Below are 20,808 nucleotides of genomic sequence, written 5' to 3' on the forward strand. Positions count from 1 at the left end.
GACCGACCATGAGCACCAACAAGCCCGCGACCTCGCCCGACCTCACCTTCGCCAGGCCGCCGCGCCTTGCTCTGGTGGTGAGCCGCTTCAACGAAACCGTGACCCACGGCCTGCGCGACGGCGCCCTGGAATGGCTGGGCGAGCATGGCATCACCGTCGCCGACGAGGATCTGCTGTATGCCCCCGGCGCCTATGAACTGCCGCTGCTGGCCCAGACCCTGGCCCGCACCGGGCGGTACGAGGGGGTGATCTGCCTGGGTTGCGTGATCAAGGGCGATACCGCGCATTTCGAATTCATCAGCCTCGGTGCCGCGATGGGACTCATGCAGGCGTCGCTGGCGACCGAGGTGCCGGTGGCCTTTGGCGTACTGACCACCTACACCGACGAGCAGGCCGTTCTGCGCTCGCGCCATGACGAACATAACAAGGGGCGCGAGGCTGCCGCAGCCTGTGTGGAAAGTCTGGCCTTGATACGCAAAATCAAGGACTGATACGCTACTTCTGCACGCTGGCTGAGGCCGGCGCTGGGTCTGGCCGGGCCGGAACGCGGGAGCACGGAATGAAGCTGGTGACTTTGGCCGCCGGATTGTTCGGCATGGCGCTCACGCTCTGGCTGCTGTCCCGCTTCGGCGTACAGGCCATCCTGCATCTGGTCATGGTCGGCGGCTGGGGAATCCTGGCCGCGATCGTGTTCCATGCCATCCAGATCCTGCTCTCCGCCCGGTCCTGGCAGGTCATTGCCGGGCAGAATGAACCCGAACTGAAGCTGCGGGATTATGTGGCGCTGCGCTGCGTGCGCGAGGGCGTGAACAACCTGCTGCCGGTTGCCCAGGTCGGGGGGGAAGTGATCTCGGCCCGGCTGTTGGCGCGGCGCGGGCCTGGCCTGCGCCGGGCGGCGGCGGCGACGATCTGCGACCTGACGATCGAGCTGCTGAGCCAGGTGGTCTTTACCCTGATGGGGCTGGCGGTGCTGCTGTGCCTGGTCAAGCGGTCATCCGTGACGGACGAACTGGTGGAGAGCGCGGGGGTGGCGCTGGTGCTGGGGGCGGTGTGCCTCGGCAGCCAGTGCCTGGGCGCGGTTTCGGTCGTCGAGCGGCTGCTGGTGCGCATCGCGGCCCATCTGGGCTGGACGGGGGTGGAGAGCATCCGGGGCCTGCATAGCGAGATCATGGGGCTGTACACGGCGCCCGGCCACGCGATCCGGGCCGGTTTCTGCCAGCTTGTCGCATGGTCCCTCGGTGCGGTCGAAGTTTGTCTGATCCTGCATTTCATGGGCCATGACCGGTCGCTCGCCCACGGTTTCGTGATCGAAAGCGTGGGACAGGCGGCCAAATCGGTCGGGTTCGCCGTGCCGGGCGCCCTGGGCGTGTCGGAAGGCGGGTTCATCCTGGTCGGCAGCCTGTGCGGTCTGCCGCCGGCGGTTTCCATCGGGCTGTCGCTGATCAAGCGGCTGCGGGAGATCGCCTGGGGGCTGCCCGCACTCGCCGGCTGGCAGTGGATGGAAACGCACTGGCGAGGGCCGAGCCGCAAGCTGGACCATGGTGTCGGCCTGCCCGGCCACTGACGCGGCAGGCAGGACACAATCTGTCTTAATACATTGTTTTTGTTCTGCCCGGCGGCTGGGTTACGGGCCGAAACGACTGCCGCCACGTTGACAGGCAAGGCGGCATGCCGAACATGCGCCTTGCATCCGGTTATCATCATGGGCCAAACGATCCCCCATCGCGTGGCATCGCCTTCGTTGCAGCCGCGCCTTTTGTACCTCAAGGGCTGAATTACGAATCATGCCGTCCATTCCGATCGGTCGCCTTGTGGCGTTCTGTTCCCGCCATGCCGTGCTCACACTGGTGCTGTTCGCGCTGCTCGTCGGGGGGGCGGTCGTGTGCAGCATGAAGCGGCTGGATGTCACGACCGACACCGGGACGATGTTTTCCTCCACCCTGCCGTGGAAGCAGCGGTCGGACCAACTGGCGCGCCTGTTTCCGCAGAACCAGGACCAGATGGTGGCGGTCATCGACGCCGACCTGCCGGAAGAGGCCATGGCCACGGCACGCGAACTGGCCGCGCGGCTACAGCATGACAAGAATTTCCTGTCGGTGACCATTCCGCAGGACAATCCTTATTTCGTGCGCAACGGGCTGCTGTTTCTGGACCAGAAGAACCTGTCTTCGGTGCTCGATACGACCGTGACGGCGCAACCCTTCCTGGGCGGCCTGGCGGCCGACCCGTCTGGGCGCGGGCTGTTCGACGCGCTGTCGCTGATCGCCCTGGGGGTGTCGCAGGGCCAGGCGGACCTGAAGTCTTTCCAGCCGGCGCTGACCGGCTTTGCCGACACGCTGGAACAGGCCGCCGACGGCACGCCCCAGCCCCTGTCGTGGGAGCGGCTGCTGGCCGGCAGCCTGGCCGATCTGGCGGGCAAATATGTCTTCGTCGTGACCCGGCCGCATCTGGATTATGGATCGTTCCAGCCGGGAGGCGAGGCCAGCGACGCGATGCACAAGGCGATCGCCGGGCTGGAATTCGTGCGTTCGGGCCACGCGCGGGTGAATCTGACCGGCGATGTGCAGATCAGTGACGAGGAGTTCGCCACCGTTGCCGAAGGCATGGTGGCGGGGCTTGTGGGGTCGCTGGTGCTGGTGACGCTGTGGCTGTTCCTGGCGGTGCGGAGCTGGCGGATCATCGTGCCGATCGTGGTGACGCTGGTCGCGGGGCTGGTGCTGACCACCGGGTTCGCGGCCCTGGCGGTCGGGACGCTGAACCTGATCTCGGTGGCGTTCGCCGTGCTGTTCGTGGGCATCGCGGTCGATTTCGCGATCCAGTTTTCCGTTCGCTTCCGCGCCCAGCGCCTGCCCTCGGGCCAGATTCCGCCGATCCGGACGGCGCTGGAACATACGGGCGAGGAAACGGGCCACCAGATCCTGGTGGCGGCCATGGCGACGATGGCCGGCTTCCTGGCCTTTACACCCACCGCCTTTGTCGGTGTGGCGCAGTTGGGGCTGATCGCCGGCTTTGGCATGCTGATCGCCTTTATCTGCACCGTGACGGTGCTGCCGGCGCTGCTGCTTCTGTTCAATCCGCCGCTGGACCAGCAGGTGGCGGGCTTTGCCTTCGCCAGGCCGGCGGACCGCGCGGTGCGCCTGTATCGGACGCAGATTCTCAGCGTCTTTACCTTTCTGGCGGTGCTGGGGGCGGCGCTGATCCCGGTGCTGACCTTCGATGCCGACCCGCTGCATACCAAGGACCCGAAGTCGGAAGGGATGCGCACGCTGAAGCTGCTGATGAAGGACCCGCAATCCTCGCCCTATGGCGCGGAGGTGCTGGTGCCCGACCTGAAGCAGGCCCAGGTGCTGGCCGACCGGCTGGCCAGCCTGCCGCTGGTGGACGATGCGATGTGGCTGGGCTCGCTGGTGCCCGCCGACCAGACGCCCAAGCTGGCGATGATCCAGGATGCGGCTTCGATCCTGCTGCCGACGCTGGTGGTGCCCAATCCGCGCCCGGCGCCGGATGCCGCCGCCCTGCGGGCCTCGGCCGCCAAATCGGCGCATGACCTGGGCGCCGTGCTGGACCGGCTGGGCCCGCACGACCCGCTGCGCCGCATCCAGGCGGCGCTGGACCGGCTGTCGCACGCGCCCGACGAGCGGCTGATGGCGGCGAATACCGCGCTGGTCCGCTTTCTGCCCGGACAGTTGGACCAGTTGCGCCAGATGCTGACCGCCCACGCCGTGACCCAGGACGATGTGCCGCCGTCGATCCGGCGTGATTATCTGCTGCCCGACGGCCGGGCCATCGTTTCGATCCATCCCAAGGCGGGCATGGACAGCAACGCCGAGTTGCGCCGCTATGTGAACGAAATCACCCGCGTGGCGCCCGATGCCGGCGGGCCGGCGGTGGAAGTGGTGGAAAGCGCCGCCACCATGGTCCACGCCTTCGTCTTCGCGGCGCTGTCGGCCATCGGCATGATCGCGGTGATCCTGCTGGTGGCGCTGCGCCGGGTGCTGGACGTGGCGCTGGTGCTGGCGCCGCTGCTGCTTTCGGCCCTGATGACGGTGATCCTGATCGTCCTGGTGCCGGAGCAGCTCAATTTCGCGAACATCATCGCCCTGCCCCTGCTGCTGGGCGTGGGGGTGTCGTTCAACATCTATTTCGTCATGAACTGGCGGGCGGGGGTGCGCGCGCCGCTTTCCAGCCCGACGGCGCGGGCCGTGCTGTTCTCGGCCCTGACGACCAGCACCGCCTTCGGCTCGCTGGCCGCGTCGCACCATCCGGGCACCGCCAGCATGGGCCGGCTGCTGCTGCTGTCGCTGGCCTGCACCCTGCTGGCTACGCTGATCTTCGTGCCGGCGCTGCTGCCCAAGCGGGCGATCGACGAGCGGTAAGGCCGACTGCGCCTCTATTCCCGCAAGGGCTTTGCCCTTGACCCACCAAAGGGCGGCGGCCCTTTGGAAACCCAATCGTCTGGCGATGATCGGGGAGTTGGGATGGCCGCCGGGGACTTCAGATATCCTTGATGGGCTTGTGCGGCAGATGCACGTCGCGGCCGGTCAGCATCATGTTCCAGTAAAGCCGTGGGAACACTTTCGTCTTGAGCGCCCAGGCGAAGCGGCTGGGCTTGCGCTGGTCGTAGTGGAAGCTGGGGGCCGGCACGCCGCCATAGAGGAATTCCGCCAGCACCACGCGCCCGTAGGACACCGTCAGCGGGCAGGCACCGTAGCCGTCATAGGCGCCGGCCAGCGGGCGGCCATCGAGCGAGGCCAGCAGGTTTTCGACCACCACCGGCGCCTGGGCGCGGGCGGCGGCGGCCGTCTTGGCATTGCTGGTGCCGATGACATCGCCCAGGCCGAACACGGTGTCGAAACGCACATGGCGCAGGGTCGTGGCGTCGACATCCAGCCAGCCGGCGGCGTTGACCAGCGGGCTGGACTTGATGAAATCGGGCGCGCTCTGCGGCGGAGTGACATGCAGCATGTCGAAACCGCGCGTGACCATGCTGCTGCTGCCGTCGGGCGCGGTGACGGCGAAGGTCGCCTGCCGCTTCGGCCCGTCGACCGCGACCAGATTATGCTTCAGTTGCAGGTCGATGCCGTAATAATCGATGGCATCCTGGAGCGAAGGCACGAAATATTTGACCCCGAACAGCGCATCGCCCGCCACGTCGAATTCGACCTTCATGCGGCTGAGCACCCCCTCGCGCCGCCAGTGGTCGGACGCCAGATAGGCGATTTTCTGCGGGGCGCCGGCGCATTTGATGGGCATGGGCGGCTGGGTGAAGAGCGCCGTTCCGCCCTTGAGCGACTGGATGCAGGCCCAGGTATATTCGACCGTATCGCGGGAGTAATTGCTGCACACGCCGTTGCGGCCCAGCGTCTCCGTCAGGCCGTCGATCTTGCCCCAGTCCAGTTGCAGGCCGGGGCAGACCACCAGGCGGCGATAGCCTATACGCCGGCCGTCGGCCAGGGTGACGGCGTTTTCTTCCGGCGTGAAGGACGCGACGGTGGCCCGCAGCCAGCGTACGCCCTTGGGGATCAGCCCGCCTTCCTGCCGCAATGTGTCCTTCAGGGACATGACGCCGGCCCCCACCAGCGTCCACCCCGGCTGGTAGGCATGGGTGGTGGCGGGGTCGATGACCGCGATCGACAGGTTGGGCCGCGCGCGCCGCAGGCGTGCGGCGACCGTCAGGCCCGCCGCACCGCCGCCGACGATGACGACGGTGAAGCGATCGCTGTCGGGAATATCCGTCTGGGTCGGGGCCATGGGTGTCTCCTTACGCTGGTATTCGTATGGAGGACGATCCTAATGGCCCGGTTCCGAAATTCGTAAGCGAAATTCGGAGGTCAGCCGAGCGGGCGGGTTATTCCGCGTCCTTGAACCAGACTTCGACCGGGCCCTGGAGCTTGATCGTCATCGGGTTGCCGCGCCGGTCCGTCGTGCGGCCGACGGCCAGGCGGACCCAGCCCTCGCTGATGCAATATTCCTCGACATTCGTCTTCTCGACGCCCTTGAAGCGCACGCCGATCCCGCGCTCCAGCAGGGCGGCGTTGTGGAACGGGCTTTCGGCATTGGCGCACAGGCGATCGGGGGGCGTGTCACTCATTCAGAGGGAACCTTTGCTGCGGACGTTCGGTAATTGGTGGTGACATAGCGGGTCCCCGCACCCACTTCCATCATAATTCACTCACCATCGACGTGTGAGCGCCAATATTGGATAGGCCAGTGAACAGGCTCGCCCTTCCGTCGTTCTCGCACACTTGCCCTCTTCCGTAGCGGCCTCTGCCAGCCTATTAAGAACGTCTCGCATTTTTGTTGGCCGCGTCGGGCCGCGCAGGGAGGGAGGAGATTGAAAAGCAAGATCACGTCCCTGCATCTCTACGAAGCCCATCGCGCGACCTTGGTCGCTTATGCCGGACGCGTCACAGGTGGGGATATCAGCATCGCGGAAGACATCGTGCATGACGCATGGCTTCTGTTCGATCAGCGAACGAGCACAGAGCATATTGCCTCGCCGGTGGGTTATCTGAAAACCATCATCCATAATCTCGCAATCGTTCGCGCACGGCGTCATGCGCTAAGCAGGACCGAAGGAAGCGATTTTGACGATGCCGCCCGCACAGTAGCCGACAGCACCCCATCGCCTGAAGCCATAGTGGATTCGCGGCATACGCTTGATATCGTGCTGAATGCAATTAACGATATGCCGGAACGACAACGCGCCGCGATTAAAATGTACCATATCGAAGGAATGAAGTTGCGCGAAGTCGCCGCCAATCTTGGTATTTCTATTTCGCTTGCACAGCGTCTGATTTCCGAAGGGCTGGAAATCTGCACCCAGCTTCGCAAGTCCCGGTGATGCGATTCCATGTCATCGGCGATTTCTCGGGAAATAATCGATCCGACCGCGTCTATCCAATATGACACATGCGTCAGGGCCGCCGGGGAAATCACAGATCGGGACCGATCCAGCCAGAGCGCACCGCGTGCCGGACGATAACCGTTCGGTCGAACGTATGGCCGCCGATTGGTTCATGCTCTTGCGTGAGGAACCGGACGACGCCGATTTACGGACGCAATTCGATGAATGGCTGGCCGCCGACGTTCGCCACGCCGCGGCATGGGCCGATGCCAGTGGGACAGCCCGGATCATCGCCGATTCGACGGCTGAATGGGACGGTTACGATATCCGGCGTTCTTCCCGTCGTCGCGGCTGGCGTCTTTATGCGCTAGCTGGTCTCGCGGCTGCCGCCTGTATCGCGGGACTTATGGTCGGACCAGACGTGATGCTGCGTCTGAAAGCCGATCGTGTCACCGGGACCGGGCAAACCGAAACCGTGCGACTTGATGATGGCAGCGTTGTCCATCTCGCCCCCAGAAGCGCGCTTGCCTACGATTTTTCTTCCGACCATACGCGGAGGGTGCGTCTGCTTGAAGGTGAAGCGCTGTTCGAGGTCAGGCATGATGCGGGCAGGCCGTTTGTCGTCACGACAGCCGAAGCGACGACAACCGACCTGGGAACCGTGTTCGATGTCCGCACAGACGGGGACGTGACAACGGTGGCCGTCCGCTCCGGCAGGGTGCGGGTACAACGCAATGACAGCGGCGCGGCGCCACGAGAACTCGGGGCAGGCGACTGGTGGCGTGCCGAGGCCGGAGCTGCGGACCAGGCAGGCGACCTGACCCCCGAGTTGGTCGCGGACTGGACCAATGGAACGGTGTTTGTCCAGAACCAGCCGATCAGCGAGGTTATCGCGCGACTACGGCCTTGGTATTCCGGCCGAATCATTCAGACGGACAGTGTCTTATCCGCGCGGAAAGTCACGGGAGCCTACGATCTGCGGCATCCCGAGGAAACCTTGCGGCTGATCATTGAGCCCTATGGCGGCCGTGTGGTCCGCATCACCCCTTGGGTGATTATCGTCAGAGGGCATTAGCCTTCCAGGCCGGTACGGAGACCGGAAAAGGGCGCGCGGATGCGCGCGATTTTCCTGCTGCCGGAAACGGGCAAAAAATTGCGTTTTGCGCCAGATGTGTTTGTTCGGCCATGTCGCCACCTTGGGGCAGAGACCAAAAATCTAAAAAATTTCAGGGAAAATTTTCTGGCTCACGCATCACCTAAATAGACGGTGCAACTGTGAATTAGTCGCATCATAGGGTTTTTGGTGGTGTGAGAGGCTGATAACGACATGCTTGGAAATACGCAGACGCAAAACGCGGCAACACGACGGATGACGCTCGCTACCGCACTCTTTTTGACGACAACGGCACTCGTTTCACTCATGTCGCCCCCTGCCGTGGCCCAGACTGGGGCAGCGTCCACGTCCGCACAGAGTTTCGCCATTTCCGCCCGGCCATTGGGGGAAGCGCTCCTTCTGTTCAGCCATCAGACCCATTTGCAAATTACCTCTCAAGGACCAATGCTGACAGGGCGTAGAAGTACGGCAGTAAGCGGACATTTTACGCCGTCGGAGGCGTTGACCCGCCTGCTCTCGGGCACGGGACTTACATTTCGATCCGAGGCTGGGGGCGCAATCCAGATTGTTCCGGCGTCCGCCAACATCACACTCGATCCTGTACGCGTCGGAGGAACCTTGGCGCACCAAGATCCAACAGGTCCAGGGGTGGGATATGTTGCCGACACAACAATGGCTGGAACGAAAACCAACACCCCGATAACGGAGATTCCGAATTCGATCTATGTGATTACAAAACAACAAATGGTTGATCAACAACCTCAGAACATCACTGACGCCCTGCGCTATACGCCGGGAATTTATGCCGAAGCGTATGGAGGTGGCTCGACGGGAGCCGCCGGCAGCATCAACGGAAATATTTTTCAACGAGGTTTTAAAGCTTGGCAATTTGTCGATGGTCTGATGACCCATTCTGCTTCCGCCGGGGAAACAACATTCCTTGAGCGGATCGAAGCAGTTAACGGCCCTGCTTCAGTTATGTACGGTCAAGTCACTCCAGGCGGAATGATTGGCATGAGTCTGAAGAAACCAACCGACACGCCTCTGCATCAAGTTTCAGTCGGCTTCGGTAATTGGGGGCGCTATGAAGCGACGGCTGATCTTAGCGATAAAATTACGAAGAGTGGAAATCTTCGGTACCGGGTCTCGGCAATTGGTGTGACGCAGGGAACGCAAGTAAATTATGTCGATTATCACAGGGTTGGAGTGCTGCCGTCAATTACATGGGATATTGATCCAAAGACCTCTTTGACCCTCATGGGAATGTATATGTATACACCAGGAGATGGTTCAAATGGCACGGGGTTACCGGCAATAGGAACGCGTTTTACTGACGACATGCCTCGCATTTCCCGGAGTACGTTTGTCGGGGAACCAAATTGGAATCAATCTGGTGAAAAAGATGCTATGTTTGAGTATCAGTTTAAACACGAATTTAAGAAATATATTAATTTCAGCCAGACATTCCGATGGGAAGATACAAAATTCGATAATTTGAATGCATATTACGATTCCAATGTCAGTCCTGGAGTAGTCGCTCTCCATGGATGGGCAAACCATATTAGCGGTACGCAGGAAGCGCTGGACACGCGGTTATTTGGGGAATTTAATACCGGATCCGTTCAACATACGTGGGTAACAGGTTCAGATTTTCGCAATTATTCTTATAACGATTTGACAGAAAGTGATAACACTTCCCATCCGATACTGAATGTTTATAACCCAGAGTACGAATATGAACCATGTTACAGTCTGATTTCTGCATCCTGTAGAACCTTTCATTTCATGCCCCGCTCGTCATATTTTCAAGAAGGGATTTATTTCCAGGATCAGATTAAGTGGAAAAATCTTTCCATCATACTAGGCGGAAGGCAAGATTGGGCTCACCAATCTTCATCCATTCCGGATTCCTATAATTTTAATGGTGTAACAGGTTCAGACCCCGCCACAAAAACTAGCCAGACGGACAAGGCTTTCACATGGAGGGGTGGCATAGTTTATAATACTAAATTTGGTTTGCATCCATATTTTAGTTATTCTACTTCCTTCATTCCGCAAACTGGCGAAACCAACTATTTAGGTCAACCATTCTCACCGCTTACAGGCAAGCAGTCAGAAGCCGGATTAAAGTATAAAGTGCCGGATCGAGATATTTTGCTTACAACATCAGCGTTTGATATTGTTGAAAACCATTATCTCATTGAAGATATGGTTCATACTAATTTTGAAAAAGACGCCGGAACGGTGAAATCACGGGGCTTCGAGGTTTCTGCAAATGCTAACATAACGAAGAGCCTGAAAGTTGTTGCTTCTTATACATTCGAAGATGTTCGGTTTGGGAAAAGCACGAATACAGATCGAATATATTATCCATTGACAAATTCAAAGGGTGCCTACGTTAGTGAGCAAGGAAAATTTGTTCCGTATATTCCGCGCAACATGTTCAACGTCTTTGCAGATTATACGTTTAGGAATTCGCTGTTATCCGGATTTGGCGTGAATGGCGGAGTGAGATATGTCGGGTTTACCTATTCAGATAATGTTGAGTCCTATAAAGTTCCTTCCTATTTCCTTTTTGATATTGGGGCACATTATGACTTTGGATCGGCTGTACCAATGCTTAGAGGGTTGAAAGCGCAGCTTGCTATTTCGAATCTTACCAATAAATACTATGCATCTGGCTGCAATACGCGCCTTTGTTATTTGGGGCAAGGGCGGCGGGTGTATGGGAACCTCACGTATAACTGGTGAAATTTCTCCTCCCCGAACTACAGCACCTTTTCCCCATTATTTTCAGCATCTTGCTCCTCGTCTCCATGCCAAAGTCGAGGGGCCGATGCGCAGCAAGTTCCGAGGGGCGGACCTATGCAAGAAACGTGGGCTGCCCCCGGCAATATCCGTGGGGCGACTCATGCCAAATTCGTGGGATGGCTCTGTGCAAGATGCGTGGGTTCACACGACAACAGCCGTTCCCGTTCACCGGGGGGGCAGCCCGTGATCAGGCGTCAGGATTCTCCGAAGGCTCGGGAAGACGGCTCCGTGAGGTGGCAGAGGCCATTCGTGCCCTGATTGGCGGCATTGTGCTGACGCCCGGCCCGAACCGGGGCGAGGTTCATGCCAGCTTACGCGGCGAATTGGTGGCGATCCTTGATCTGGCGAAGGGGAGCGCGGCCCATCGCACCGGAGGCGGCAATGGCGCAAAGTCGGAATATTCCGCCCTTATGACCGAGGCCATGGCCAGTCCGGGCCGCCAATCCAACCACGGGCGCGCATCTGCCATGTGCCGGTGCGGCATCACGCCCGCCGAATGCAATGGACAGATGGCGCGGAAACCGTGACATACGGTCCCTTTCGTTATTCGGATCCACGGCGCGGCCCCATGTCGTTTTCCAGTTCTCCCTCCTCGTCCGCACTGGCCTATCGCCACCGCATTCCCGTTGGTTCGCTGCCCGCCTGGCTGGTGATCCTTCTGGGGCTGGTGACGGCGATCGGGCCGCTGGCGACCGACATGTACCTGCCGGCCTTTCCCGCCCTGGACAGCGAACTGGGGGGCGGACCCGGCTCGGCACAGATCACGCTGGCTGCGTGGTTCGCCGGGCTGGCGATCGGGCAGTTTTCGCAGGGGCCGCTGTCCGACCGGCTGGGGCGGCGGGTGCCGCTGCTGGGCGGGCTGACGCTGTTCAGCATCGCTTCGGCCGGGTGTGCGCTCTCGACCGATTATCACATGTTCTGCGTCTGGCGCTTTCTGGGCGCGTTGGGCGGGTCGGCCAGCGTGGTGGTGCCGCGCGCCATCGTGCGCGACATCGCCACCGGTGCCCAGGGCGCGCGGATCATGGCGCAACTGACCCTGGTGTTCGGCCTGATGCCGATCCTGGCCCCCAGCCTGGGCAGCCTGGTGCTGTCAGTCGGCCACTGGCGCTGGATCTTCTGGTTCGGGACGCTCTACGGCATGGCCGGAGTGATCGCGATTGCGTGGACCCTGCCGGACACATTGCCGCGCGAGCGGCGGATTGCGCTGTCGGCCTCGACCGTACTGTGGCGCTATGTCGGCATCGCACGGGAGCCGATGTTTCTCTCGGCGGCGCTGCTGCTGGGGTTCTCGGCTTTCGTGATGTTTGCCTACCTCGCCAGCGCGCCGATCCTGTTTGAACAGATCCTGTCCTTCACGCCGCAGCAATTCGGGCTGTTCTTCGGCATGAATGCCGCGCTGTTCATCGCCGGTGCCCAGATCAATGGCCGGCTGGTCCACCGCGTGGCGCCGCATGTGCTGATGCAGCGCGGCGTGGTGGCGATTACGCTGTCGGCCGGGCTGTTCCTGACCCTGTCCGTCGCCGGGCTTGCCGGGCCGCGCCATCCGCTGCTGGTCTGCGCCATGGTCGGGCTGGTCACCGGCTCGCTGGGTTTCGTCAACCCCAATGCCACCGTGCTGGCCTTTACCCGGCATGGGCACCATGCCGGCAGCGCCTCGGCCCTGCTGGGGACGCTGCAATTCACCATCGGATCGCTGAGCGGGGTGCTGCTGGGCTACCTGCCGCTGACCAGCGCCGTGCCGGTGGCGGCCACGATGGCGGGCGGCGTCGCCGGGATGCTGGGCTGCATGCTGTGGCACCGGCGGCATGCCGCCGCCGAGATTTGACGCGCCGAGATATGACGCGTGGGGGCATGACGTGCCGGGGCGGGATGCGCGCGGATATATTGCATCGCACAATTTTCTTGACTCGGGGTGTCTTCACGATTATGAGATAACGTCGAAGTAGCACTGTTACGCGCTTCATGGACGTTTCCTCCCTAGACTACGGCGGCGCACTTCGGGGCGCCGTTTTTTTTTTCGGGGGTTGTCCTGTTTTTCCTTCCTTTGACGCGCCGGGCCTGCCGCGCTACGGCAGGAGACATGATGCGCTCCACCCCTGTTGCCCGGCCGGCTGGCCGGTTATGCCCCGCGTGAACGCCGTGCTCGATTTCATCGCGGCGCTCGGACGGGCGGCGTTGAATCTGGTCCGGACCGCCGGTGCCCTGACCCTGTTCGGCGTTGCCGCGCTGTCGCATCTGGTGCGGCCACCCTTTTACTGGCGCATCTTCTTCGGTTCGCTGATCGAGATCGGCTTCTTCTCGCTGCCGGTGGTGGCGCTGACCGCCCTGTTCTCGGGCGGGGTGATCGCGCTGCAATCCTATACCGGCTTCGCGCAGTACCATGCCCAGGGCGCGATTGCCGGCATCGTCGTGCTGGCGGTGACTCGTGAACTGGGGCCGGTGCTGGCCGGGCTGATGGTGGCCGGGCGGGTGGGCGCGGCGATGGCGGCCGAAATCGGCACCATGCGGGTGACCGACCAGATCGACGCCCTGACGACCCTTTCGACCAACCCGATGAAATATCTGGTCACGCCCCGCCTGCTGGCCGGCACGATCGCCCTGCCCTGCCTGGTGCTGGTGGCCGATATCCTGGGCGTGCTGGGCGGGTTCGTGGTGTCGGTCGTGAAGCTCGATTTCTCGGCGCCGGCCTATATCGCCGCCACCTTCACGGCGGTGAAGACGATCGACGTGACCGTGGGGCTGGCCAAGGCGGCGGTGTTCGGCTTTCTGATCACGCTGATGGGCTGCTACCATGGCTATACCAGCCGGGGGGGCGCGCAGGGCGTGGGGTCGGCCACCACGGCCGCCGTGGTCGCGGCCTCGATCCTGCTGCTGGCATCCGATTACCTCCTGACCGACGTGTTCTTCTCGCAATGACCCAGACCACGCCCAAGATCCGTATTCGCGGCCTGCGCAAGGCGTTTGGGCCGAAAATCGTGCTCGACGGGATCGACCTCGATGTCATGCCCGGTACCTCGATGGTGATCATCGGCGGGTCGGGGAGCGGCAAATCCGTGCTGCTGCGCTGTATCCTCGGGTTGATTCCGGCCGATGCCGGGACGATCGAGATCGACGGTGTGGATGTGCTGTCGCTGCCTGCCCGGCGGCGGGAAGCGGTGATCGAGACCATCGGCATGCTGTTCCAGAACGGGGCGCTGTTCGACAGCCTCAGCGTGTGGGAAAATGTCGCCTTCGGGCTGCTGGCCGCCGGGCGGCGGCATGGCAAGCGCCCCAGCCGGGCCGAAGCCCGCGCCACCGCCGGCCGGGTGCTGGAACAGGTGGGGCTGGATCCCTCGGTGGGTGCGCTGTCGCCTTCGGAGCTTTCGGGCGGGATGCAGAAGCGCGTGGGCCTGGCCCGCGCCATTGCCGGCCAGCCCGACATCCTGTTCTTCGACGAGCCCACCACCGGGCTGGACCCGATCATGGGCGCGGTGATCGACGGGCTGATCGTGGATTGCGTGCGCAAGCTGGGATCGACCGCGATTGCGATTACCCACGACATGGCCTCGGCCCAGCGGATCGGCGACCAGGCGGCGATGCTCTACAAGGGCAAGCTGATCTGGCAAGGCCCGGCGACCTCGCTGCTGAACAGCGGGAACCCGATGGTGGACCAGTTTACCCATGGGCGGCGTGAAGGGCCGATCAGCATGGAATTGCGGCGGTGAACGCAAAAAGACTTTCATCCGTTCAGGAACACCGCAAGTCCCCACCCCAGGACTGCTGAACGAATCAAAGTTTTTTGGTTCTTTTTTTCAAAAAAGAACAGGCTTCCCTTACCCTTCCCGGAGTCACCGTGGCCCGCCGTCCTTCCGTCCATTACGTCTGCCAGTCCTGCGGCGCCGTCTTTCCCAAATGGGCCGGGCGATGCGAGAGCTGCGGCGCGTGGAACAGCATTGTCGAGGAAGCCGCCGAGCCCGCCGCCACCGGGGGCACCGCGCCGCGTCGCGGCCGGGGGGCCAAGGTCGCGTTCGTCAGTCTGGCCGGCACGGCCGAGCCGCCGCCGCGCATCGGCACGCGGATGGCCGAACTGGACCGCGTGCTGGGCGGGGGGCTGGTGCCGGCCTCGGTCGTGCTGGTGGGCGGGGACCCCGGCATCGGCAAATCGACGTTGCTGCTTCAGGCGGCCTGCGCGCTGGCGGCCGCCGGCCGGCGGGTGAAATATATCTCGGGCGAAGAAGCGGTGGACCAGATCCGCCTGCGCGCGCGCCGGCTGGGGCTGGATGCGCCGGGGCTGGAAATCGCCGCCGCCATCAACGTGACCGACATTGCCGGCACGCTGGAGAGCGAACCCGATATTGCGCTGGTGGTGATCGATTCGATCCAGACCATGTGGCTGGAATCGGTCGAGAGCGCGCCCGGCACCGTCAGCCAGGTGCGGGCTACCGCGTTTGAACTGATCCGGCTGGCCAAGCAGCGAGGGTTCAGCCTGATCCTGGTGGGGCATGTGACCAAGGAGGGCGCGCTGGCCGGGCCGCGCGTGCTGGAGCACATGGTCGATGCCGTCCTGTATTTCGAGGGCGATCGCGGTCATCAGTTCCGCATCCTGCGGGCCGCCAAGAACCGGTTCGGCGCGACCGACGAGATCGGCGTCTTTGCCATGACCGACCAGGGGCTGGTCGAGGTGCCGAACCCCTCGGCGCTGTTTCTGGCCGAACGGCGGGGGAATATCGCGGGCTCGGCCGTGTTTGCCGGGATCGAGGGCACGCGGCCGGTGCTGCTGGAGGTGCAGGCGCTGCTCTCGCCCAAATCGGGCGATTCCGCGCCGCGACGCGCCGTGGTGGGCTGGGATACCTCGCGCCTGAACATGCTGCTGGCGGTGCTGGAAGCCCGGTGCGGGCTGAAGCTGCATGGCATGGATGTGCATCTGAACATCGCGGGTGGGCTGCGCGTGCTGGAACCGGCGGCCGATCTGGCGGTGGCGGCGGCGCTGGTTTCGGCCGCCACCGGCAAGCCTACCCATGCCGGGGCCGTCTATTTTGGCGAGATCGGTCTGTCCGGCGAGATCCGGCAGGTGGCGCAGGTCGATGCGCGGTTGAAGGAGGCCCAGAAGCTGGGCTTCGATGCCGCCTTCCTGCCCCGGCGCATCGCACGCGGCAATACGCGGCTGGTGGCGCCCGAGGGGCTGCATTTGAATGAGATCGGCCATCTGGGCGACCTGGTGGCCCTGTTCGGCGGCACGGACAGCGAGGAGGCATGAGCGCCGACGGCCTGGTGATGCTGGCCGAACCCGCCCGACTGGAACGCGACGTGCGCAAGAGCCTGTTTCTGGCGCAGGCGGCACCCGTGACGACGCCAGCCGATGCCCTGGCCTTTGTCCGCGCCGTGTCGGACCTGGATGCCACGCATAATTGCTGGGCCTACCGCATCGGGCAGGATTATCGCAGCGATGACGATGGCGAGCCCGGCGGCACGGCCGGCCGGCCGATCTTGCAGGTGATCGACGGGCAGGGTTTCGACAATGTGGTGGTGGTGGTCACCCGCTGGTTCGGCGGCATCAAGCTGGGTGCGGGCGGGCTGGTGCGCGCCTATGGCGGCACGGCGGCGGAATGCCTGCGTCTGGCGCCGCGCGTGCCGATCGTGCGGCGGACGCGCCTGACCTTTCATTGCGGCTTTGGCGACCTGGCGCTGCTTCAGGCGCGGCTGCCCGCGCTGGATGCGGTGGTGGAGGACGAAGCGTTCGACGCGGAGGGGGCGCGGATGGTGATTGCCGTGCCCGAAGGGGACGTGGAGAACGCCATTGGCCGGATTGCCGACCTGACGCGGGGGCAGTCGGTTCCTCGGGTGGTGGCGTGAAGGAGTCTTCTTTTTCTGAAGAAAAAGAAGCAAAAAGGCTTTTGATCGTTTGGGGACGTTGCGTGTCCCCAGCACAAGGCTCCTGAACGAATCAGGGTTTTTGGGTTCTTTTTTGCAAAAAAGAACGAACATTGTCGATCCGGGCGAAGGTCACGAGATTGCCCGCCAGCACCAGCCCGACCCCCAGAGTCATGCCCGCCGTCCAGTGCGTGCCCTCGAACAGGATCGAGATCAGCAGGGCCACGACCGGGGACAGGATGGTGGTATAGGCCGCGCGGTCGGCGCCGATCCGGTGCACCAGATGCAGATAGGCCAGGAAGGCGACGACCGATCCGGGCAGGGCGAGATACAACAGGGCCGCGATCCAGGCTGGATCGGTCGATCCGGCCAGCGATTCCCCGCGTGCCACCTGCGAGACCGCCAGCACCGCGCAGCCCCAGAGCATGCCGCGATAGACCGCGTTGGGCAGGTCCACCCCCGCCATCGCCACCCGGCGCGACAGGATATTGCCGCAGGAGAACAGGAAGGTTCCCGTCAGCGCCAGGGCCGCGCCGGTCTGCGAGATGCCGGCGACCCCGCCCATGCCGGTGAGGCAGGCGACGCCGGCGATGGCGATACAGCCGCCGGCAATGCTGCGCACGCTGGGACGCAGGCGGAAGAACAGCCACTGATTCAGTGTGTTGAACAGGGTTGCCACACTGAAGATGACCGAGACGGTACCGCTGGCCAGAGTGATCTCGGACCGGTAGATCGCCAGGAAATTGCATGAAAACATGCATGCCCCCATCGGGGCGAGCCAGAGATGCGTGCGCCATGGAACCCGGCGGAGCCGGCCGGACAGATACAGCCATGCGCCCATCGCGGCCGACGCGATCATGAACCGCCAGAAGATCGCCGTGCCCGGCACGGTGACGCCGACCTGCACATGGATGGCGAACCAGGTGGTGCCCCAGATGACCACGACACACAAAAACAGCAGGCCGAGCATGCGGTTTCCTCTTCGAAAGACCGTCATCCTACCGGGCCGCCTGCCTTGCCGCGCGGGGGCGGCTGTCAGAATCCTGCGCTTTCCTGCATTGCGGCGTGGCGCGCGGCCGTCGATCGCGGTCTATAGTCGGGAGGGCGGCGCCGGCCATCCAATCCGTTCACCCTCCGCTCCCTGCCCTTGTCCATCATGACCGCACTGGCCGACCTGACGATTGTCCGTACCCTGCACGCGACGGGCGCCACCCGGCGCGCGGCGGCCCATGTCGGCCACGGGTTGGCCGTCGCGGTGTGGGATCGCGACGAGATCGCCCAGACCCGATACGACACGCCCAACCACCATACGCTGAGCCTGTATCTGGAACATGGCGAGGGGTTTCGCAAACGTCTGGGCAATAGCTGGAAATGCAGCAACGGCGCGGGCGACCTGTGCCTGATGCCCGCGCGGGCGACCAGCGACTGGGAGGTGTCCGGGCCGATCCGGATGTTCCATCTCTATATCGTTCCACAAGCCTTCGATCGCGCGACGGTGGAACTGTTCGACATGGACCCCGCCCGTGTCACCCTGCGGGAGGACGCCTATTTTCGCGATCCACGGATCGAGGCGCAGGTGCGCGCGATGATCCTGTCGCGGCATTGGAGACAGCCGGCGGACAGGGTGGCCGTCACGCAGGCCGGAACCGAGCTGATGACCTATCTGCTGGCGCACATGACCGATCGCCGGCCGGACATGCCGCGCCGGGGCGGGCTGTCGCAGGCGGCGTCCCGCCGGGTGCGGGCGCTGATCGACGCGCACATGGAACGGCCGCTCTGCCTGGACGACCTGGCGGGCGCGGCGGGGCTCAGCAGCTTTCATTTCGCGCGGGCGTTTCGCCAGACGCATGGCGAAACGCCGCATCAGTTCCTGACCCGCTTGCGGATCGAACGCGCCCGGCAGTTGCTGCGCCGCGACTTACCGCTGGCGCGGATCGCCGAATTGTGCGGATTCAGCAGCCACAGCCACCTCACGGCCCGTTTCCGTGCGCAGACCGGGCTGACACCCAGCGATTACCAACGCCATTGTGGCGTGCGGCCCGAACCGGGTTTCGGTGGCAATGCTCCGGGTGACCGGATGGTCAGCGGGGCAGATCGGACCGGTTGATCTTTTCGGCAAACGGGCCGATTTCTTCTGCCGGACAGGGGCGGCTGATCAGGAAGCCCTGGATTTCAGAACAATTGATGCCCTTCAGGTAATCGAACTGTTCCTGCGTCTCGACCCCCTCGGCGGTGGCGACGACATTCAAACTTCCGCACAGGCCGGTAATCGCCCGGATGATTGCCGCGCCATCCCCCTCCCCCCCATGAAGATCGTTGACGAAGCTGCGGTCGATCTTGATCCGCGTGAACGGCAGGCTGTGCAGGAAGCTGAGCGAGGAATAGCCGGTTCCGAAATCGTCCAGCGCGATCTGTATTCCCTGCTCGCGCAGACGCTTCAGGACGCAGGCGGCCCTGGGCACGTCGTCGATCATCGCGGTTTCGGTAATTTCCAGTTCCAGGCGCGAAGGCGGGCAGCCCGTACGTTGCAGGGCCGTTTCCACATTGTCGATCAGGCCATCGTGTCGGAACTGCGCCGCCGAGACGTTGACCGAGACCATGATATCATCCGGCCAGTCCTTCGCCTGCCGGCATGCCGTCTCCAGCGTCCAGGCGCCGATCTCGTGCATCAGGCCCATCCGCTCGGCAACCGGGATGAAATCGCCTGGAGGAATCAGGCCCTGTTTCGGATGTCTCCAGCGGATCAGGGCTTCCACCCCGACGATGCGGCCACTGCGGACATTCAGGAACGGCTGGTACAATAATATGAATTCGTCCCTGGCCAGCGCGTGATGCAGATCGCGCTCCAGATCCATACGCCGCTGGCGCAGGCTGTCGCGTTCGGGATCGTAGAAACAGATCCCGTCATCAATGCCACCCTTGGCACAATGAAGCGCGACATCGGCTTTGGACATCAGTGTGTCGCGATCGTCGCCATCGGTCGGAAAACGCACCACCCCGATCGCGACGCCCACCGTCACTTCATGTTTGAGGACCGACAGGGGGCGGGAAAGGACGCTGCGCAGCATCCGGGCAAACCGGCGAATCGCCTGGTCACCCTGTTCGGAGTGCAGAATCAGCGCGAACTTGTTGCCCCGGATATGGGCGACGGTATCTCCGACCCCCACCGTGCGCCGCACCCGCAAGGCTGCGATCCGCAGCAATTCGTCACCTGCCGCGTGGCCCATCGAATCATTGATGCGCTTGAACCCGAACAGATCGAAATAGAGGACCGCGAACGATCCCGATGCCCGTTCGCACAACGTGCCCAGTTGCAGTCGCAACCCCTGGAGGTTGGCCAAGCCGGTAAGGTCGTCATGCTGTTCGAGAAAACGTGTGCGATTTTCCAGCCGCCGCAGGTCGGTGACATCGCGGCACAGCAGCAGGAAGCGCCCATCCTGCAAGCTGATCCAGGAGAGGGCCAGCGTACGCCCGAACCGCAGGATTTCGGTCGACCAGCCTTTGGACAAGGCGGGCCGGGCAGTCTCTTCCGTGGTCCATTCCGTTCGGGTCAACGCGGCGAGAATCGTTCGGGCGGCGGCGCCAGGATTCAACCCATCCTCTACCCGACCGATCAGGGCATCGAAGCGCATATTATAATGCAACAGGCCCTCATCGGCGCCGAACAGGGCGATGCCGTCGGGCAGCGCGTCCAACGCCCCGTGCAGTTCTGTACTCCCCTGCCTTGCCGCGTCCGGATCATCCTGCGCGATCGCGACGGTCACCGGCACATCGATATCCGCCCGCTTGCCGGACAGGGCGTGGCGGCGGACGCGAACACACAGATGCACCCCGTCCTGACGGACGAATACCCCCACATGCCCGTCCGGCGCGTGGGTAGCGGCTGCCGAAGCGGGAGGAGAAACAAGGAACAGGCCGGAAAAGGGGCTGCCGACCACATCATCGGCAGTATGCCCGGTCAGCCGCTCGGCTTCCCGGCTCCAGGACGTGACGCGCTCCGCCGGATCGAGAAGGCAGACGAAATGTTCAGACACGCGCGCGCATTCCGTAACCCGGAACCGCACCATGACGGCCGGCCATCCAATTCAGATCTCTGTCAAAAAACAAGGAAAAACCCAAATCGTCTATGCATGCCTCAATGCCTTCCGCACCATGTCGCGGCAATAGAGCCCAGGAAATGACACCA

At 63.0% G+C, this 20,808-nt stretch carries 17 protein-coding genes; 13 read left to right on the plus strand and 4 right to left on the minus strand.

From position 1 onward, the window contains the following. Nucleotides 1–8 precede the first annotated feature (8 nt). The 3 genes from ribH (at nt 9) to HLH25_RS12610 (ending at nt 4,376) form a co-directional block, all read left to right on the plus strand. Entirely contained in the window at nt 9–491 is a 483-nt protein-coding gene (gene ribH, locus HLH25_RS12600) for a 6,7-dimethyl-8-ribityllumazine synthase (RefSeq protein WP_182974395.1), read from the plus strand. A 68-nt stretch (nt 492–559) separates the two neighbouring features. Next, nucleotides 560–1,564 carry a lysylphosphatidylglycerol synthase domain-containing protein gene (locus HLH25_RS12605; RefSeq protein ID WP_182974396.1) on the plus strand — a complete coding sequence of 335 codons (1,005 nt, stop codon included), beginning with the start codon at nt 560–562 and terminating at the stop codon, nt 1,562–1,564. Nucleotides 1,565–1,784: 220 nt separating this feature from the next. Further along, complete coding sequence (locus tag HLH25_RS12610) at nt 1,785–4,376, plus strand: MMPL family transporter (RefSeq protein WP_182974397.1); 2,592 nt, start codon at nt 1,785–1,787, stop codon at nt 4,374–4,376. 118 nt (nt 4,377–4,494) lie between these two features. Here the strand turns inward: HLH25_RS12610 and HLH25_RS12615 are convergent, their stop codons facing one another. Further along, nucleotides 4,495–5,751 (minus strand): NAD(P)/FAD-dependent oxidoreductase, encoded by a 1,257-nt coding sequence (locus HLH25_RS12615; protein ID WP_182974398.1) that lies wholly within the window; start codon nt 5,749–5,751, stop codon nt 4,495–4,497. A 97-nt stretch (nt 5,752–5,848) separates the two neighbouring features. Beyond that, on the minus strand, nt 5,849–6,091 hold the full coding sequence (locus tag HLH25_RS12620) for a DUF3297 family protein (protein WP_114725014.1): 243 nt from the start codon (nt 6,089–6,091) through the stop codon (nt 5,849–5,851). Between the two features lie 243 nt (nt 6,092–6,334). On the opposite strand from HLH25_RS12620, the gene HLH25_RS12625 reads away from it, so the two are divergent. From HLH25_RS12625 to HLH25_RS12665, 9 genes are all read left to right on the plus strand, one after another. Further along, nucleotides 6,335–6,844 carry an RNA polymerase sigma factor gene (locus HLH25_RS12625; RefSeq protein WP_246402195.1) on the plus strand — a complete coding sequence of 170 codons (510 nt, stop codon included), beginning with the start codon at nt 6,335–6,337 and terminating at the stop codon, nt 6,842–6,844. A 127-nt stretch (nt 6,845–6,971) separates the two neighbouring features. Further along, entirely contained in the window at nt 6,972–7,922 is a 951-nt protein-coding gene (locus HLH25_RS12630) for a FecR family protein (protein ID WP_182974399.1), read from the plus strand. Nucleotides 7,923–8,174: 252 nt separating this feature from the next. Further along, the gene (locus HLH25_RS12635) at nt 8,175–10,712 is read left to right on the plus strand and encodes a TonB-dependent siderophore receptor (protein WP_182974400.1); all 2,538 of its coding nucleotides are present in this window, start codon (nt 8,175–8,177) and stop codon (nt 10,710–10,712) included. A gap of 293 nt (nt 10,713–11,005) precedes the next feature. Continuing rightward, complete coding sequence (locus HLH25_RS20310; protein ID WP_246402197.1) at nt 11,006–11,299, plus strand: hypothetical protein; 294 nt, start codon at nt 11,006–11,008, stop codon at nt 11,297–11,299. 41 nt (nt 11,300–11,340) lie between these two features. Continuing rightward, entirely contained in the window at nt 11,341–12,597 is a 1,257-nt protein-coding gene (locus HLH25_RS12645) for a multidrug effflux MFS transporter (RefSeq protein ID WP_182974401.1), read from the plus strand. A gap of 305 nt (nt 12,598–12,902) precedes the next feature. Further along, complete coding sequence (locus HLH25_RS12650; protein WP_182974469.1) at nt 12,903–13,688, plus strand: MlaE family ABC transporter permease; 786 nt, start codon at nt 12,903–12,905, stop codon at nt 13,686–13,688. After that, a complete protein-coding gene (locus tag HLH25_RS12655; RefSeq protein WP_182974402.1) occupies nt 13,685–14,476 on the plus strand; it encodes an ABC transporter ATP-binding protein in 792 nt (263 codons plus the stop codon). The genes HLH25_RS12650 and HLH25_RS12655 overlap by 4 nt, the downstream gene beginning before the upstream one ends. Before the next feature lie 128 nt (nt 14,477–14,604). After that, entirely contained in the window at nt 14,605–16,008 is a 1,404-nt protein-coding gene (radA, locus tag HLH25_RS12660) for a DNA repair protein RadA (protein ID WP_182974403.1), read from the plus strand. Next, nucleotides 16,005–16,604: an IMPACT family protein gene (locus HLH25_RS12665; RefSeq protein ID WP_246402200.1), complete on the plus strand. Its 600-nt coding sequence runs from the start codon at nt 16,005–16,007 to the stop codon at nt 16,602–16,604. The genes radA and HLH25_RS12665 overlap by 4 nt, the downstream gene beginning before the upstream one ends. Nucleotides 16,605–16,695: 91 nt before the next feature. Here HLH25_RS12665 and HLH25_RS12670 read toward each other — a convergent pair whose 3' ends face one another. Continuing rightward, nucleotides 16,696–17,592, minus strand: coding sequence for a DMT family transporter (locus HLH25_RS12670; RefSeq protein WP_182974404.1), 897 nt, complete (start codon nt 17,590–17,592; stop codon nt 16,696–16,698). A 186-nt stretch (nt 17,593–17,778) separates the two neighbouring features. Here HLH25_RS12670 and HLH25_RS12675 point away from each other — a divergent pair, with 186 nt between their 5' ends. Then, a complete protein-coding gene (locus tag HLH25_RS12675) occupies nt 17,779–18,729 on the plus strand; it encodes a helix-turn-helix domain-containing protein (protein WP_182974405.1) in 951 nt (316 codons plus the stop codon). On the opposite strand, the gene HLH25_RS12680 is transcribed toward HLH25_RS12675, so the two are convergent. Next, the gene (locus HLH25_RS12680) at nt 18,704–20,656 is read right to left on the minus strand and encodes an EAL domain-containing protein (protein ID WP_310889104.1); all 1,953 of its coding nucleotides are present in this window, start codon (nt 20,654–20,656) and stop codon (nt 18,704–18,706) included. The genes HLH25_RS12675 and HLH25_RS12680 overlap by 26 nt on opposite strands. Nucleotides 20,657–20,808 lie beyond the last annotated feature (152 nt).

It is taken from the genome of Gluconacetobacter dulcium, from assembly GCF_014174165.1.
Lineage (GTDB): Bacteria > Pseudomonadota > Alphaproteobacteria > Acetobacterales > Acetobacteraceae > Gluconacetobacter > Gluconacetobacter dulcium.